The organism is Falsiroseomonas sp. RANM36, assembly GCF_056682175.1.
In genome coordinates this window covers 365,927-380,367 of record NZ_JBWXTD010000002.1, presented here as the reverse complement: position 1 = coordinate 380,367, position 14,441 = coordinate 365,927, and the positions used below count along the sequence as shown (strand labels likewise).

Annotated in this window: 10 protein-coding genes; 7 read left to right on the top strand and 3 right to left on the bottom strand. The window is 70.6% G+C overall.

Going from position 1 to position 14,441, the window contains the following annotated elements:
* Window positions 1-170 precede the first annotated feature (170 nt).
* Window positions 171-794 carry a class I SAM-dependent methyltransferase gene (locus tag AC1MIR_RS02640; protein WP_480026635.1) on the top strand — a complete coding sequence of 208 codons (624 nt, stop codon included), beginning with the start codon at window positions 171-173 and terminating at the stop codon, window positions 792-794.
* A gap of 115 nt (window positions 795-909) precedes the next feature.
* Here AC1MIR_RS02640 and AC1MIR_RS02635 read toward each other — a convergent pair whose 3' ends face one another.
* Both AC1MIR_RS02635 and AC1MIR_RS02630 read right to left on the bottom strand, forming a co-directional pair.
* Window positions 910-1,554: a VOC family protein gene (locus tag AC1MIR_RS02635; RefSeq protein ID WP_480026634.1), complete on the bottom strand. Its 645-nt coding sequence runs from the start codon at window positions 1,552-1,554 to the stop codon at window positions 910-912.
* Window positions 1,555-1,557: 3 nt separating this feature from the next.
* Window positions 1,558-2,256 carry a glutathione binding-like protein gene (locus tag AC1MIR_RS02630; protein ID WP_480026633.1) on the bottom strand — a complete coding sequence of 233 codons (699 nt, stop codon included), beginning with the start codon at window positions 2,254-2,256 and terminating at the stop codon, window positions 1,558-1,560.
* Between the two features lie 131 nt (window positions 2,257-2,387).
* Here AC1MIR_RS02630 and AC1MIR_RS02625 point away from each other — a divergent pair, with 131 nt between their 5' ends.
* The 6 genes from AC1MIR_RS02625 (at window position 2,388) to AC1MIR_RS02600 (ending at window position 11,053) form a co-directional block, all read left to right on the top strand.
* On the top strand, window positions 2,388-2,588 hold the full coding sequence (locus tag AC1MIR_RS02625; RefSeq protein ID WP_480026632.1) for a YgaP family membrane protein: 201 nt from the start codon (window positions 2,388-2,390) through the stop codon (window positions 2,586-2,588).
* 4 nt (window positions 2,589-2,592) lie between these two features.
* On the top strand, window positions 2,593-3,411 hold the full coding sequence (locus AC1MIR_RS02620; protein WP_480026631.1) for a metallophosphoesterase family protein: 819 nt from the start codon (window positions 2,593-2,595) through the stop codon (window positions 3,409-3,411).
* Between the two features lie 63 nt (window positions 3,412-3,474).
* Window positions 3,475-4,992: an acyl--CoA ligase gene (locus AC1MIR_RS02615; protein WP_480026630.1), complete on the top strand. Its 1,518-nt coding sequence runs from the start codon at window positions 3,475-3,477 to the stop codon at window positions 4,990-4,992.
* Window positions 4,989-5,363: a VOC family protein gene (locus AC1MIR_RS02610; RefSeq protein WP_480026629.1), complete on the top strand. Its 375-nt coding sequence runs from the start codon at window positions 4,989-4,991 to the stop codon at window positions 5,361-5,363. Before AC1MIR_RS02615 ends, AC1MIR_RS02610 begins: the two co-directional genes overlap by 4 nt.
* Window positions 5,360-6,337, top strand: coding sequence for a 2-dehydropantoate 2-reductase (locus AC1MIR_RS02605; protein WP_480026628.1), 978 nt, complete (start codon window positions 5,360-5,362; stop codon window positions 6,335-6,337). The genes AC1MIR_RS02610 and AC1MIR_RS02605 overlap by 4 nt, the downstream gene beginning before the upstream one ends.
* A 255-nt stretch (window positions 6,338-6,592) precedes the next feature.
* Window positions 6,593-11,053: a calcium-binding protein gene (locus AC1MIR_RS02600; protein WP_480026627.1), complete on the top strand. Its 4,461-nt coding sequence runs from the start codon at window positions 6,593-6,595 to the stop codon at window positions 11,051-11,053.
* 24 nt (window positions 11,054-11,077) lie between these two features.
* Here AC1MIR_RS02600 and AC1MIR_RS02595 read toward each other — a convergent pair.
* Window positions 11,078-14,441 (bottom strand): Ig-like domain-containing protein (locus tag AC1MIR_RS02595; RefSeq protein ID WP_480026626.1); only part of this gene is annotated, 3,364 nt, incomplete at its 5' end.

The window sequence follows — 14,441 nt, the reverse complement described above, 5'->3', positions numbered from 1 at the left end:
GCGGCCGGGGGCCGGCCGCCCCGGCCGGGCGGGGGGGCGGGGCGGGGGGGCGCACGGCGCCGGGCCGTCAGCGACTTGTCACGGCACTGACGCCGATGCGTGCGCGCAGCGTCGCACGACCCCCGGTAGCGGTGCCGCATCCCTGTCACGTTTCTGTAGAGGAGCACCGCATGTCGGACATCGCCGCGGATGGCCCGAACCCCGAGGCCGCAAGAGGCGGCCAGCCGGAGGCCAAGGTCAGGAACACCAGCCTGTTCCTGCGCCGCTGGCTGGCCAATCCGTTGCAGATGGGATCCGTGGTGCCGTCCTCCCCTGCGCTGTGCCGGCGCATCGCGGCCCTGATCGAGCGTGACGGCGACGAGGTGGTGGTGGAGCTCGGCGCCGGCACCGGGGTGATCAGCCGCGCCCTGCTCGCCGCGGGCGTGCCGGCCGAACGACTGGTGGTGGTGGAGATCGTCCCCGACATGGCCGATCACCTGCGCCATGTCCTGCCCGGCGTCCATGTGATCCAGGGCGATGCCTTCGAGCTCGCGCGCGACCTGCCTGAACGCCTGCACGGCAAGGTGGGCACGGCGATCTGCGGCATCCCGCTGGTGCTGCTGCCGCTGGAACAGCAGCGCCGCTTCGTGGCTGCGGTGGAGGACGTGGCGCCCGGCAAGGGCTTCCTGCTCTATACCTATTGCGTCACCTCGCCGCTGCCTTACCGGAAGCTCGGGCTCGCCGCCAAGCGCGAGGCCTGGACGCCGCTCAACCTGCCGCCTGCCAGCGTCTGGCGCTACCAGCCGATCCGGTGACGCGGCGAGCCGCAAGGGCATCCTCTTCCTTCCACTGATCCGCCTTGCGGCGCCCTCGCCTTTACCATTGCCGCGAAAGCGGGGCCATGCCTGTTGCGCCCTGGGCGTTTGCTTCTCAGGCGCTGGCGAGCACCGCCTCCGTGCCGTCGGCGCGGGTGAAGCGTGCCACCAGGCGCGCATGCGGGCTGCGGCGGAGCCGGATGGCCTCGTCCAGCCCGCGGCCCGACAGGGCAAGGCGGACGGCGTCCACCTCGGGGTGCTCCGCTTCCAGCGCCACCAGCCGCACGCCTGAATCCGGCAGCCGCGACGCCGCGCCCTTGCCGTCGTCCCACTGGATCAGCGCGGGGATCAGGTTGCTCATGTCCTGGTTCTGCGGCGGCATGGCCATCCGCCAGGAAAGCCGGCCGCGCTTCATCGCGCGGATCTCGCCCGCATGGTGGGCGCCGAGGCGGGTGACGACGGCATCCAGCACCGGCGTCCGCGCAACCCAGGCGAGCAGCCGTGGCTCGGCTTCCAGCATCATGCGCACACCGGGACTGTCGAGGTCGAAGGGGCGCGGATGCGGCGGCTCGGGCTGCGCCGGATCGGGGGCGATCACCTCGAGGTAGCAGCTCTTGCCGAGACCGAGCAGCAGGTTGTGCGTGCCGACGCCCTCATGCGTGCCGCCCGGGCCGGGCTTCACGCCGAGATGCGCCTCGACATAGGCGGCCCCTTCCGCGAGGGTGCGGGCGCCGACGACGATGTGGTCGATCTCTGCCATGGATCATCGAGCCTGGAACTGGGTTGCGCCGAACAGGACCTCACGCTCGGCGTCGGTCATGTTGCCCTTGCGCTGGCGCTCGGCCAGCACCTGAACGCCGCGCTGCACCGCCGGGCGGGCGGCGATGGCATCGTGCCAGCGCTTCACGTTGGGATAGTCGGCCAGGTCGATGGCGCGGCGTTCCGGCAGGCGGATCCACGGAAAGGTCGCGATGTCGGCGATCGAGTACTCGGACCCGGCCAGCCATTCCGCCTCGGCCAGGCGCTTGTCCAGCACGCGGTGCAGGCGCTGCACCTCCTTCGCGTAGCGGTCCATCGCGTAGGGGATGCGTTCGGGCGCATAGGTGTGGAAATGGCCGTACTGGCCGAACATCGGGCCGACGCCGCCCATCTGGAACATCAGCCATTGCAGACAGGCGTAGCGGGCGGCGGGGTCTTTCGGGATCAGCGCGCCGGCCTTCTCCGCGAGATAGATCAGGATCGCGCCGGATTCGAAGAGCGTCATGCGCTGCCCGCCGGGCCCGTCGGGGTCCACGATGGCGGGGATGCGATGGTTCGGCGTGATCGCCAGGAAGTCCGGCCGGAACTGCTCGCCCGCGCCGATGTTCACCGGCACCACCGTATAGGCCAGCCCGAGCTCCTCCAGCGCGATATGGACCTTGTGCCCGTTCGGCGTCGGCCAGGACCAGACCTCGATCGCCATGCGCCCTTCCTCCATGCGACCGCGAGCATGGCCCCTCCGCCGCAGGGCCGTCCAGCCTCGCAACGGTGCGACCGCTGGACGGCGGGCGGGGGATCGGTGTGTGATCGCGGCAGCACAGGGGATCGCGCCGCATGGGACGCAATGTCGGCTCGCTCGACCGGACCGTCAGGATCGGGCTCGGCACGGCGATGGTGATGATGTGGATCTTCGGGCCGCTCGGCTGGTGGGGGGTGATCGGCTTCCTGCCGCTGGTCACCGGAATCACCGGCGTCTGCCCGATCTATCCGCTGATCGGCGTCAGCACCGCCGGCCCGGCGCCGGACCGGGGCTGAGCCGGTGATCACGCTGCTGCAGGTCTCCGACGCGCATCTGTCGCCGCGCAGCCCGCTGTTCCGCGGCAATTTCGAGCGCGTGGCGCGCGCCGCGGCGGAGCTGTCGCCCGATGTCGTGGTGGCGACCGGCGACCTCTCGCTCGACGGCGCCGACAAGGACGCCGACCTGGATTTCGCCGCCGCCACGCATCGCGCCCTGCCGGGGCGCCTGCTTGCGCTGCCGGGCAATCACGATGTCGGCAGCGAGGCGCGGCTTGCGGCGCGCCAGCCGGTGAACGATGCGCGGCTGGCGCGCTGGCGGCGCCATCTCGGCGATGGCCGGGCGGTGCTCGACCTGCCTGGCTGGCGCATCGTCGGGCTGAATTCGGAGGTGATGGGCAGCGGCCATGCGGAGGAAGCGGCGCAGGCGGCCTTCATCGCGGAGGCGGCCGCCGGCGCGGGCGAGCGGCGCATCGCGCTGTTCCTGCACAAGCCGCCCTTCCTCGCCACGCTGGACGAGGCCGCGTGGAACCCCTGGTCGGTGGCGCCGGAAGCGCGCGGCGCGCTGGCCCCGCTGCTGGATCATCCCGGCCTGCGGCTGGTCGCCTCCGGCCACATCCACCTGCACCACGAGGTCCGGCGCGGACCGGTTCTGCATGCCTGGGCGCCGGCGCTCTCCTTCTACTGCGATCCGGCCGACCAGCCCGGCATGGCCGGCGGCCGCGGCCCAGGCGCCCTGCTCCACCGGCTGCACGCCGACCATGTGGAGACCATCACGGTGGCCCCGGCCGGCATGGAGCCGGTGCCGATCGAGGCGGTGCGGGACCAGACCTACCCGCGCTGACCCGCCGGTCTTCCAGGCCCTTGCGCACGCCGATATAGACCTGGGCAAATACGGAGACGTCGCATGACAGCCTTTCGCACCGTCGCCCAACTGCTCGAACGCGGCGAGGCGCCACGGCCGGCGCTGCGCGCCACGGAGGGCCGCCCGCCGCTGACCTATGGCGCGCTGCGGGAACTGGCGCGGAAGACGGTGGCGACGCTCAACGGCATCGGCATCGGGCGCAACGACCGCGTGGCGATCGTGCTGCCGAACGGGCCGGAGATGGCGGCGGCCTTCGTCGCCATCGCCTGCGCCGCCACGACCGCACCGCTCAACCCCTCCTACCGCGAGGATGAGTTTGCTTTCTACATCGACGACCTGAAGGCAAAGGCGCTCGTGGTGCTGAAGGGCTCCGAGACGCCGGCCCGCGCGGCGGCCGAAAAACTCGGCGTGCCGATCCTGGAGCTGATCCCTGGCGCCGCGGCGGGCGACTTCGCGCTGGAAGGCGGCGCGCATGCCGCGGCGGCGACGCCCGGCCTGGCGGAGGAGGACGACGTCGCGCTGGTGCTGCACACCTCCGGCACCACGGCGCGGCCCAAGATCGTGCCGCTGACGCATGGCAATGTCTGCGCCTCCGCCCGCCACATCGGCGCGTCGCTTTCGCTGACAGCGGGCGATGCGTGCCTCAACGTGATGCCGCTGTTCCACATCCACGGGCTGATCGCGGCGGTGCTGAGCTCGCTCGGCGCCGGCGGCGCCGTGGTGTGCACGCCGGGCTTCGACGCGCTGCGCTTCTTCCGCTGGATGGACGAGGAGAAGCCGACCTGGTTCACCGCCGTGCCGACGATGCACCAGGCGATCCTCTCGCGCGCCGAGCGCAACAAGGAGATCATCGCGCGGGTTCCGCTGCGCTTCATCCGCTCCTCCTCGGCCTCCCTGCCCGGCCCGGTGATGGAGCAGATCGAACAGGTCTTCGGCTGCCCGCTGGTCGAGAGCTACGGCATGACCGAGGCGAGCCACCAGATGTGCTCGAACCCGCTGGAAGGCCCGCGCAAGCCCGGCAAGGTCGGCCGCGCCGCCGGCCCCGAGGTGGCCATCATGGACGACGACGGAAGGATCCTGCCGCAGGGCGGGATCGGCGAGGTAGTGATCCGCGGCCCGAACGTGACCAAGGGCTACGAGGCGAACCCCGAAGCGAACGCCAAGGCCTTCACCCATGGCTGGTTCCGCACCGGCGACCAGGGGATGTTCGACGCGGACGGATTCCTGGAGCTGACCGGGCGGCTGAAGGAGCTGATCAACCGCGGCGGCGAGAAGGTGTCGCCGCTGGAGGTGGATGGCGTGCTTTCCGGCCATCCCGCCGTCGCGCAGGTGCTGTGCTTCGCCATCCCGCATCCGAAACTCGGCGAGGAAGTCGGCGCGGCGGTGGTGCTGCGCGAGGGCTGCGAGTGCACCGAGCGCGAGCTGCGCGACTTCGCGGCGAAGTCGCTGGCGGACTTCAAGGTGCCGCGCAAGGTGGTCTTCGTGCCGGAGATCCCGAAGGGCGCGACCGGCAAGCTGATGCGCATCGGGCTGGCCGAGAAGCTCGGCATCACGGCATGACCCCGCGCTCGGCGATCGCCCAGCTGCGCACCACGGACCTGGCGGGAACGATCCGCTTCTACACGGAGGTGGTCGGCCTGCGCCTCGCCTTCGAGTATGGCGGCTTCTACGCCGGGCTCTGGGCCGGGGAGCAACTGATCCACCTGAAGCACGCCGATGGGCGCGACCCCTCCATTCACTGGGTTACGGCGGGCGACCACCTGCATCTCTACCTCGACACCGACGATGCGCGCGCGCTCGCGGCCGCGATCGAGGCCAAGGGCGTGGCGCTGGCCAGGCCTCTGCACGACACGCCCTGGGGGCGGCGCGAATTTTGGCTGCGCGACGATCAGGGCCATACGCTCTGCTTCGGGGAGACGATCGCATCATGAAGCTCTGCGTTTTCGGCGCCGGCGCGATCGGCGGTCTGATGGCGGCGAAGCTCGCCGCGAAGGGCGACGCCGAGGTCACGGTGATCGCGCGCGGGCCGCATCTCGCGGCGATGCAGGCCAAGGGGCTGACGCTGCGCAGCGAGGGCCAGGAGAGCGTGATCCCGGTGCGCGCCGTCGGCTCGGCGGAGGAAGCGGGACAGCAAGACTACGTCTTGGTCACGCTCAAGGCGCATTCGCTGCCGGGTGCGGCGCAGCAGATGCAGCCGCTGCTCGGGCCGGAGACGGCGGTGGTCTCGGCCGTCAACGGCATTCCGTGGTGGTATTTTCACAAGCTCGCCGGCCCGCATGAAGGCCGCCGCGTGGAGAGCGTGGATCCCGGCGGCATCGTCTCCGACCTGCTGCGGCCGGAACGCGCGATCGGCTGCATCGTCTATCCCGCGGCCGAGGTGCCCGAGCCCGGCGTCATCGAGCATACCTATGGCGACCGCTTCACCTTGGGCGAACCTTCGGGCGAGCGCACGCAACGGGTCAACGCCCTGTCCGAGGCGCTGATCGCCGCCGGCTTCAAGGCGCCGGTGCGGCCGCGCATCCGCGACGAGCTCTGGGTGAAGCTCTGGGGCAACCTAGCCTTCAACCCGCTCAGCGCGCTGACCACGCAGACGCTCGACCTGCTGACCGGCAGCGACGACACGCGCCCCATCGCTCGGGCAATGATGGTGGAAGCGCAGGCGATCGCCGAGGCTCTCGGCGTGCGCTTCGGCATCGACGTGGACAAGCGCATCGCCGGCGCAGCCGAGGTCGGCGCGCACAAGACCTCCATGCTGCAGGACCTGGAGCGCGGGCGGCCAATGGAGATCGACGCGCTGCTCGGCGTGATCGTCGAGTTCGCGGCGCTGACGGGGCTGCCGGCGCCGACCTGCGCGACGGTGCTCGGGCTGGTACGTGCGCGGGCAAGGATAGCGGGCTGCTACTGAAGGAAGGTTGCACGCACTACGAGCGGCTGTCTCATGCGCGTCGGCGCACGATGATTGCTGGAAGGACGATGTGATGGCGCGACGATCGGCCTGACAGGCGTTCCCACGCCACGGGCATTTCGTAATCGGTGCGATTTCGTTATGCTCCCGTTAACGCGATGCGAAGTCCCCCCCCTTGCGCAGCCGTAATGGCGCAAGGAGCCGCCGGAGAAGCCGGAACGGACAATCGCGCGCCGGAACGGAGCACGCCGACGCATGTCGCAGACCATCCTGGGCACCCCCGACCCTGACGAAATCCCCGGCCGCGTCGACCTGCCCGACGAGATCTTCGGCGATGCCGGCGGCGATTCGATCAACGGCCGCGGCGCCGGCGCGGGCGAGCGCGACGGCATCTTCGGCGAGGCCGGCGCCGACACGCTGATCACCTCCGGCAGCGGCTTCGGATATGTCGAGGGCGGCGCGGACAACGACAGCATCGTGGCCGGCGCCACGGCGGTCGACACGGGCGTCGGCGGCCAGGGCGCCGACACGCTGATCGGCGATGCCGGCACCGACTACCTCGCGGGCGACGCCTACGACCTCGGCGGGCCGGTGATCCACACCCTGCCAGGCGCCGACGTGATCGACGGCGGCGGGGGCGACGACATCATCAGCGGCGGCCCGGGCGACGACACGCTCGCGCCGGGCAGCGCCGGCACCACCATCGGCTACGACCAGGTGTTCGGCGGCGACGGCAACGACGTGCTGGCGCTGGAAGGCGCGCCGCAGGATTACGAGATCCTGTTCGACGGCTTCGGCCAGCCCTACCTGGTCTCGATCCCGACAAGCGGGCCCGGCAGCGGCGTCAACGTGCGCGTCGAGGATGTCGAGTTCGTCGCCTTCGGCGTGACCGCGCAGGAATTGGCAGCCGGCGAGGCGCCGCTGACCCTGGTGGATTATGTGTCGCTGTTCGACTTCTCGTCCAATGCCGGACCCGGGCGTCCGCACTGGTCGTTCAGCGACACCGTGCAGGGCACCGCGGGCGACAGCCAGGTGCTGATCGACATCGGCGACCTGCTGGCGAACGATTTTGACCCGGATGGCGACACGCTGATCCTGAACGACCTGCTGCCCGTCGGCGGCGCCGGCATCGCCTCCTTCGACGTCCTGCTCACCAGCAGCGATATCAATGCTGCCGGCTACGATTCGACGCTCTACCCTGACGGCCTGCTGGTGGTGAACCTGGACGCGCCGCTCGTCGCCCCGCTGCGCTTCACCTACCGCACCCAGATGCAGATCGACGGGACATTCTTCGTCGATCTCGGCAGCGAGGCGACCGTGACCATCACGGTGCCGAGCGGCCCACCGGGCGTGGCGGACGACAGCTTCCGTGGCAACATCGGCGGGGAGATCGTGATTCCCTTCGCCGCGCTTCTCGCCAACGACATCGGCGTCACCATCACCGACGGCAGCTATTTCCCCCCGTCCGACGGCAGCTATGTCGTCGCCATCGATCGGATCTTCGAGCTGTTCCGCGTCTACCACTTCGGCAGCGCCGCGCAGACCGCGGAGTTCTTCTACACGGCGGAGGATGCGGACGGGAATTTCTACAACGCCGCCGTCACCATCGACATCGGCAACACCCAGCCGGACGCGACCGACCAGACGCTCTACGTGCAGCCCGGTGTCGCCAACACCTTCGAATGGGCCGACATCGTGCGCATCGCCGCGCATGCCGACCCTGATGGCGATCCGCTGACGCTCGCCTTCTACAACGGCACCGGTACCAGCGCCTTCGGCACGCTGACCGGCTTCGGCGATGCCGACCTCGGCGGCATCACCTTCACGCCGGTCGCCGGCTACACCGGCGGCTTCTCGATCCAGTATGCGATCACCGATCTCCCCGACCTCGGCGGGGCGCAGTCGCAGCCGAACCTCAGGACTGCGACGCTGACCTTCGCCGTCGCTGAGCCGATCGCCGCGCAGGATGACGGCCCGCTGGTCGCGACCATTGGCCGCTACGGGTTCGTCACCGGCAACAGGCTTCTGGCCAATGACGACGGCAACGACATCCGCATCGTCGGCCTTCTTGACGACCGCGGCACGGCCGACACTGACGACGACCTGATCCTGCCCACCATCACGACCGCGCAGGGCACGCTGGTGGGCCTGCAGAACGCGGCGCCGGGTAGCACCTTCGGCCCCGACGGCTCGACGCAGCTGATCAACCTCAACCCCCTCGGTTCGATCCTCGGCCAGGGCTCGACCTATGCGGGGCCCGACACCTTCACCTACGTGATCGAGGACGCCGCCGGCGTGCAGGACCGCGCAACGGTCACCCTGAGCATCGCCAACACCAGTCCGGTGGCGGTGAACGACGACCTCGTCTTCACGCCGGGCGGCGGCACAACGAGCCTGATCATCCCGATCGCCAGCATTCTCGCCAATGACAGCGACATCGATGCCGGCCAGATCCTCGCGCTGACCGGCTTCGCCAGCCAGAACCAGGCGGGCGAAGGACGGCTGGAGTATGTGGCCGGCCCGCCCGGCACGGCGCCGACCGAACTGCGCTATACCCCGCGCGACCCGACCTGGACCGGGACGGAGACATTCCAGTACTTCATCAGCGACAAGAGCGATCCGGGCGGCACGCTGAGCGGGTCCGCCTCCGCGCTGATCCGCGTCACGGTGGGCGCAGCACCGCCGCCGGTCTTTGCGATCACCGCGACGGGGCCCACCAGCGTCGCCGAAGGCACGGACCCGAGCGCGCCCAACGCCTTCACCTTCACCATCACGCGGACCAGCGGCGATCTCGGCGCGGCGCAGGTGATCTACCAGGTCCAGGGTGGCGCCGCACCGGCCGCCGGGCTCGCCGACCTCGCCGACGGCATGGGCACTGTCCTCGTGGACTTCGCCGAAGGGCAGACCACCGCGACCGTCTCGGTGATGATCATGCCCGACGACGAGGACGAGCCGGACGAAGGCGTGCGCATCTCGCTCGTGCAAAGCACCTACGGCACGGTGGACGGCACCACCTTCGACTTCACGATCGCCGATGACGACCTGCCGCCGCCGGTCTTCGCGATCACTGCAACGGGGCCGGGGAGCGTCGCCGAAGGCACGGACCCGAGCGCACCCAACGCCTTCACCTTCACCATCACGCGGACCAGCGGCGATCTCGGCGCGGCGCAGGTGATCTACCAGGTCCAGGGCGGCGCCGCACCGGCCGCCGGGCTCGCCGACCTCGCCGACGGCATGGGCACTGTCCTCGTGGACTTCGCGGAAGGGCAGACCACCGCGACCGTCTCGGTGATGATCATGCCCGACGACGAGGACGAGCCGGACGAAGGCGTGCGCATCTCGCTCGTGCAAAGCACCTACGGCACGGTGGACGGCACCACCTTCGACTTCACCATCGTGAACGACGACGTCTACCCGGAGATCGGGCTGTCCTCCGCCAGCGCCGGCAGCGTGCCGGAGGGCAACGCCATCGGCGGGCACTTGCAGTTCGTGGTCACGCGAACCGGCGACCTCGCCTACGCCTCGGTCGTGACATTCTCGATCGGCGGCAGCGGCGGCACCACCACCGACGACATCGCCACCATCGCCGATGGCGGCACCGGCCTCGGCAGCGGCTTCGGCATCTTCACTGTCACCTTCGCCGCCGGCGAGACCGAGCGCTTCATCAACGTCATCGCCGCCGGCGACACGGTACCGGAGGCCGACGAGGGCGTCGTCCTGACACTGCTCACCGCCAGCGAGGGCACGCTGTCCCCGACCGGCCCGCTCAGCGCCACCGGAACCTTCACCGATGACGACCGACCAACGAACGCTGCGCCGGACGGCATCGCGCTCTCCGACCTCCACGTGGCGCCATATCTGCCGGTCGGTGCTGCCGTCGCGCAGATCACGGCGACCGACCCCGACCCGGGCGACATCGTCGCGCTCTCCTTCGCGCCCGGCGGCAATCCGCGCGGCTTCTTCGCCATCGACGGCGACATGCTGGAACTGGCACGCCCCCTGCCCTTCACCAATGGCGCGCTGCTGACGGTGACGCTGCGCGCCAGGGACCTGGCCGGTGCAATCCACGACGAGACCTTCGCCATCGAGGTCGGCCGGGATCGCATCGGCACCGAGGCGAACGAGCGCATCGGCGGACGCAACAGCGACGACCGCCTGCGTGGCCTTGGCGGCGACGACGCGTTGCTGGGGCGCGGCGGCGACGACATCCTGGAGGGCGGCGATGGCGACGATTCGCTTGCCGGCGGCGCCGGCGACGACACGCTGCGCGGCGATGCAGGCGACGATCGCCTCGCGGCCGGAGCCGGTGACGATTGGGTCACCGGCGGAACCGGGCGCGACGTGATCGTCGCCGGCGAAGGGGCGCACACGGTGGCGGGCGGTGGCGACGCCGGTACAGCCCTGCTGCGCGGTCCAGCCGGACAACTGCGCGCCGTGCTCACCGACCCGGACTACATCGACCTGCGCCCGCCGGGATTGTCGCTGCCGGACGGCGATGCGGACCTGCTCCTCTATGCCGTCGGCACCGATGGCGTGGACCTGGTGCGCGGCTTCGAGGCCGGACGCGACGCGATCCGCATCACGCTCAACGGCGACAGCCTCGCCGTGCGGGAGGTGACGAACGGGACGTGGATCGGCTTCGCCGGCGATCCGGGCGGCGTCCTGCTGCTCGGCGCGAGCGGGCTTGTCCTGGGCACCGACATCCTGATCGCCTGACCGGATTGCGGGGCGCGCTGCTCGTCAAGCGATGACGACGAGCTCCGCCCCGCTCCAGCCCTGCGCGCCGCGCAGCGTGGCGATGTGGACTGCCTCGGCGTCGCCGGCGCCATCCGCATCCCACAGCAGGCGCTTCGCCCCCGTCTCGAAGACGAATTGGCCGACGCCTGCCGCGCTGGTGGCGACGCCGCGCGCATTGGCGGCGTAGCGGCCTTCCGCGAGCAGATCCATGCCGGCCGACAGCCCGCCGCCGAAGCCCTGCGCCGAGATCTCGATCGCGTCCTCGGCGCCGCGATAGCGGAGGATCGCATCCCCGCCCTCGTTCGCCGCCCCATAACGGAAGACATCGCCGCCGCCGTCGCCGATCAGCCGATCCTCGCCAAGTCCGCCGAGCAGCGTGTCGTCCCCGTCCCTGCCGATCAGCGTGTCCGCGCCGCCCAGGCCCACGAGCAGGTTGGCGCCGGCATTGCCGAGCACCAGTTCCGTCCCGCCGCTGCCGGTGACGGACAGCGGATCCTCGCCGGCGAGCGCGACCATCTCGATACGAGCGGCCAGGCCCGGTTGGTCCAGCGACACGCCGACATAGGCGATGATGCTGTCCTGCCCGCCCGGATCGAAGCCCGCGTCGTCGGCCTCCGCAACGACGTCGCCCACATCGCGCAGGACATAGCGGTCGTTGCCCGCGCCCCCGGCCATCGAATCGAAACCGAGCCCGCCATCGAGCATGTCGTTCCCCTGCTCGCCCAGCAGCGTATCCGCCCCGAAGCGGCCGAGCAGGCGATCGTCGCCATCGCCGCCCGCGATGCGATCGGAGTCCCATCCGCCATCCAGCGCGTCATCGCCGCCCAGGCCATCGAGGGTGTCGGCACCCGCCAGGCCAGAAAGCGAATCCGCCCGCGGCGTGCCGACCAGTCGTTCCGCGGCGTCGCTGCCGGCGACGAGCGCATCCGCGACGAAGAAGCGCACCCGTGCCGGCGCGGAACCGAGCGCGCCGTCCGTGACCGTATAGCTGAAGCCGGCGAAGCCGCCTGTCGGCGTGAACACCACATTCGCGTCGCCATCGAGCGCGACGCTGCCGCCGAAGGGCGCGCTGACCGCGGCGATGCGCAAGGCGTCGGCGGGACTGTCCGGATCGCGATCATTGGCCAGGAGCGTCGCCGCTGCGATCACGATCGGCGCGCCATCCGCAAGGCTTGCCGCCAGATCGTCATCCTCGGCCAGGGGCGCATCCGGCACCGGCACGACCGTGAGCGTGAAGACATCGCTCGTGCTCGCCGCGCCGTCGCTGGCCGTGACGCGGATCGCGAGCACCGGTGTCGCGTCCTGCGGCGGCCGGCCGGCGAAGGTGCCGGTGACAGGCTCGAACAGCAGCCAGCCGGGCAACGCCGCGCCATCGGCCAGTTCCGCCGAAAGCCGCAGGGGATCGCCATCCGCGTCCCGGAAGGCGTTCGGCGGAAGCTGGAACGCGAAGGCCGAATCCTCGGGAACGACCTGGTCGGGCAGCGGGGCGTCGAGCGCGGGCGGATTTTCGCCCGTCGCCACCAGGATCCGCACGATGGCCTCGCCGGTCAGGCCGAAGGCGTCGCTGACGACATAGGCGAAGCGCGCTTCGCCGACGAAGCCCGATGCCGGCGTGAACAGCACATTGCCGACGCCGTCCAGCTGCGCAGTGCCGCCTGCGATATCGTTGAGGCCGATGAGCTGGAAGGTGCCGCGGTCAGGGTCGCTGTCATTCGCCAGCAATCCCAGGACCGGCAGGACGATCGGCACGCCGCGCTCCGTCCCGAAGGCGTCGTCCACCGGCCGGGGCGGATCATTGACCGGCAGCACATCCACGACGACGCGCGCCGTGGCCCGCGCGCCCTCCTCATCGGCGACCTGATAGCGGAAGCCGAGCCGGCCGTTGCTGTCCGGCAAAGGCTGGTAGCGGATCAGCCCCTCCGGCGTGATGACCGCCCCATCCATCACGCGCAGCAGCCGCAGCGCGCCGCCTTCGGGGTCGACGTCATTCGCCAGCAGCAGCGCCGGGTCCAGATCGAGAAGGCCGTCTTCCAGCATCGTGAAGGGCCCGTCGGCGCGCGCGACCGGGAAGGCGTTGGGCGGCAGGATGTCGATCGCGACGAAGGCGCTGGCCGTGGCACCGTGCGGATCCGCGACGCGATAGGTGAAGCCGCCATCGCCGACATGCCCCGGATTCGGCGTGAAGCGGACCACATCGCCATCCAGGACGACCACGCCGTTCACCGGGTCGTCCACCGACAGCAGTGTGATCGCCTCGCCTTCCTTCTCCGTGTCGTTGGCGAGCAGCGCGGCGACCTCGATCGTCGCGACCGTGCCGGCGCCGATCCGGAAACCGGCATCGTCACGCGCAACGGGCGCATCGTTCACCGCGGCATAGCTGACGACGATCCGGCCCTCGGCTTCGGCGCGGCCATCGGTGATGCAATAAGTGAAGACGGCCTCGCCCACGTGATCGGCATCGGGCGCGAGGGAGACGCGCCCGTCCGGCAGCAGGAAGGCGCGGCCATGCTCGCCCTCGACCGCGATGTCGCGCAGCGACAGCGCATCGCCATCGGCGTCCATGTCATTGGCGAGGAGCGCGGCAGGAGCGATGACGAGCGGCGTGTCCTCCTGCCCGGCGAACCGATCCTCCACGGCGACGGGCGCGCGATTGGTCGAGGTGATCGTGACCGTCACCGTGGCCGTGCTGCTGCCATGGACATCGTCGGTGACGACATAGGTGAAGCTGTCCGTGCCGTCGTAGTCAGCCGGCGGCGTATAGCGGATCGCATCGCCCAGAAGCTCGACCGCGCCGAGGCCGTCCGCGATGACCTGGACGATACGCATCGGGTCGCCATCGTAGTCGACGTCATTCGCCAGGAGATCGAGCACGGGAATGAGGAGCGGCGTGTCTTCCAGAGCCTTCACGCTGTCCGGCATGGCGACAGGCGGTTCGGCCACTGGCGTGACGATGACGACGACGCGCGCCTCCGCCTCCCCCTCGCTGTCGTCCGTGACCGTGTAGGCGAAGCTCGCTTCCCCGTGGAAGCCTGGATCCGGCGTGAAGACGATCCTGTAGAGCGACTGCGGATCCGCCAGGAACGCGACCGCGGTCACGACCTCGCGGCCGCCGCTGCTGGCGGTGACGAGCAGGTCCAGGCTGCCCTCGAAATCGATCGGTGGAACGCCCTGGAGACGCCCGGTGGAGGGGTCGATGGCCAGCCAGGCAGGCAGCGGCGCGCCATCGGCGCGCGTCGCGGCGGCGCCCGGGGTCGCGGGGCTCGCGCGGCCGGCTCGCGTCCCCGCCCCGGTGCGCACCGCGGCGGGGCCGCGGATGCAGCGCCTGGCGGGAGTGCCGCGCGAGCAGATGATGCAGGGCTTCGCCGAC

What these genes read in the sequence shown, in the direction of transcription:
- AC1MIR_RS02610 (WP_480026629.1), top strand. Translation starts at nt 4,989, where the DNA reads ATGACCCCGCGCTCGGCGATCGCCCAGCTGCGCACCACGGACCTGGCG.
- AC1MIR_RS02630 (WP_480026633.1), bottom strand. Translation starts at nt 2,256, where the DNA reads ATGGCGATCGAGGTCTGGTCCTGGCCGACGCCGAACGGGCACAAGGTC.
- AC1MIR_RS02600 (WP_480026627.1), top strand. Translation starts at nt 6,593, where the DNA reads ATGTCGCAGACCATCCTGGGCACCCCCGACCCTGACGAAATCCCCGGC.
- AC1MIR_RS02625 (WP_480026632.1), top strand. Translation starts at nt 2,388, where the DNA reads ATGGGACGCAATGTCGGCTCGCTCGACCGGACCGTCAGGATCGGGCTC.
- AC1MIR_RS02635 (WP_480026634.1), bottom strand. Translation starts at nt 1,554, where the DNA reads ATGGCAGAGATCGACCACATCGTCGTCGGCGCCCGCACCCTCGCGGAA.
- AC1MIR_RS02615 (WP_480026630.1), top strand. Translation starts at nt 3,475, where the DNA reads ATGACAGCCTTTCGCACCGTCGCCCAACTGCTCGAACGCGGCGAGGCG.
- AC1MIR_RS02640 (WP_480026635.1), top strand. Translation starts at nt 171, where the DNA reads ATGTCGGACATCGCCGCGGATGGCCCGAACCCCGAGGCCGCAAGAGGC.
- AC1MIR_RS02605 (WP_480026628.1), top strand. Translation starts at nt 5,360, where the DNA reads ATGAAGCTCTGCGTTTTCGGCGCCGGCGCGATCGGCGGTCTGATGGCG.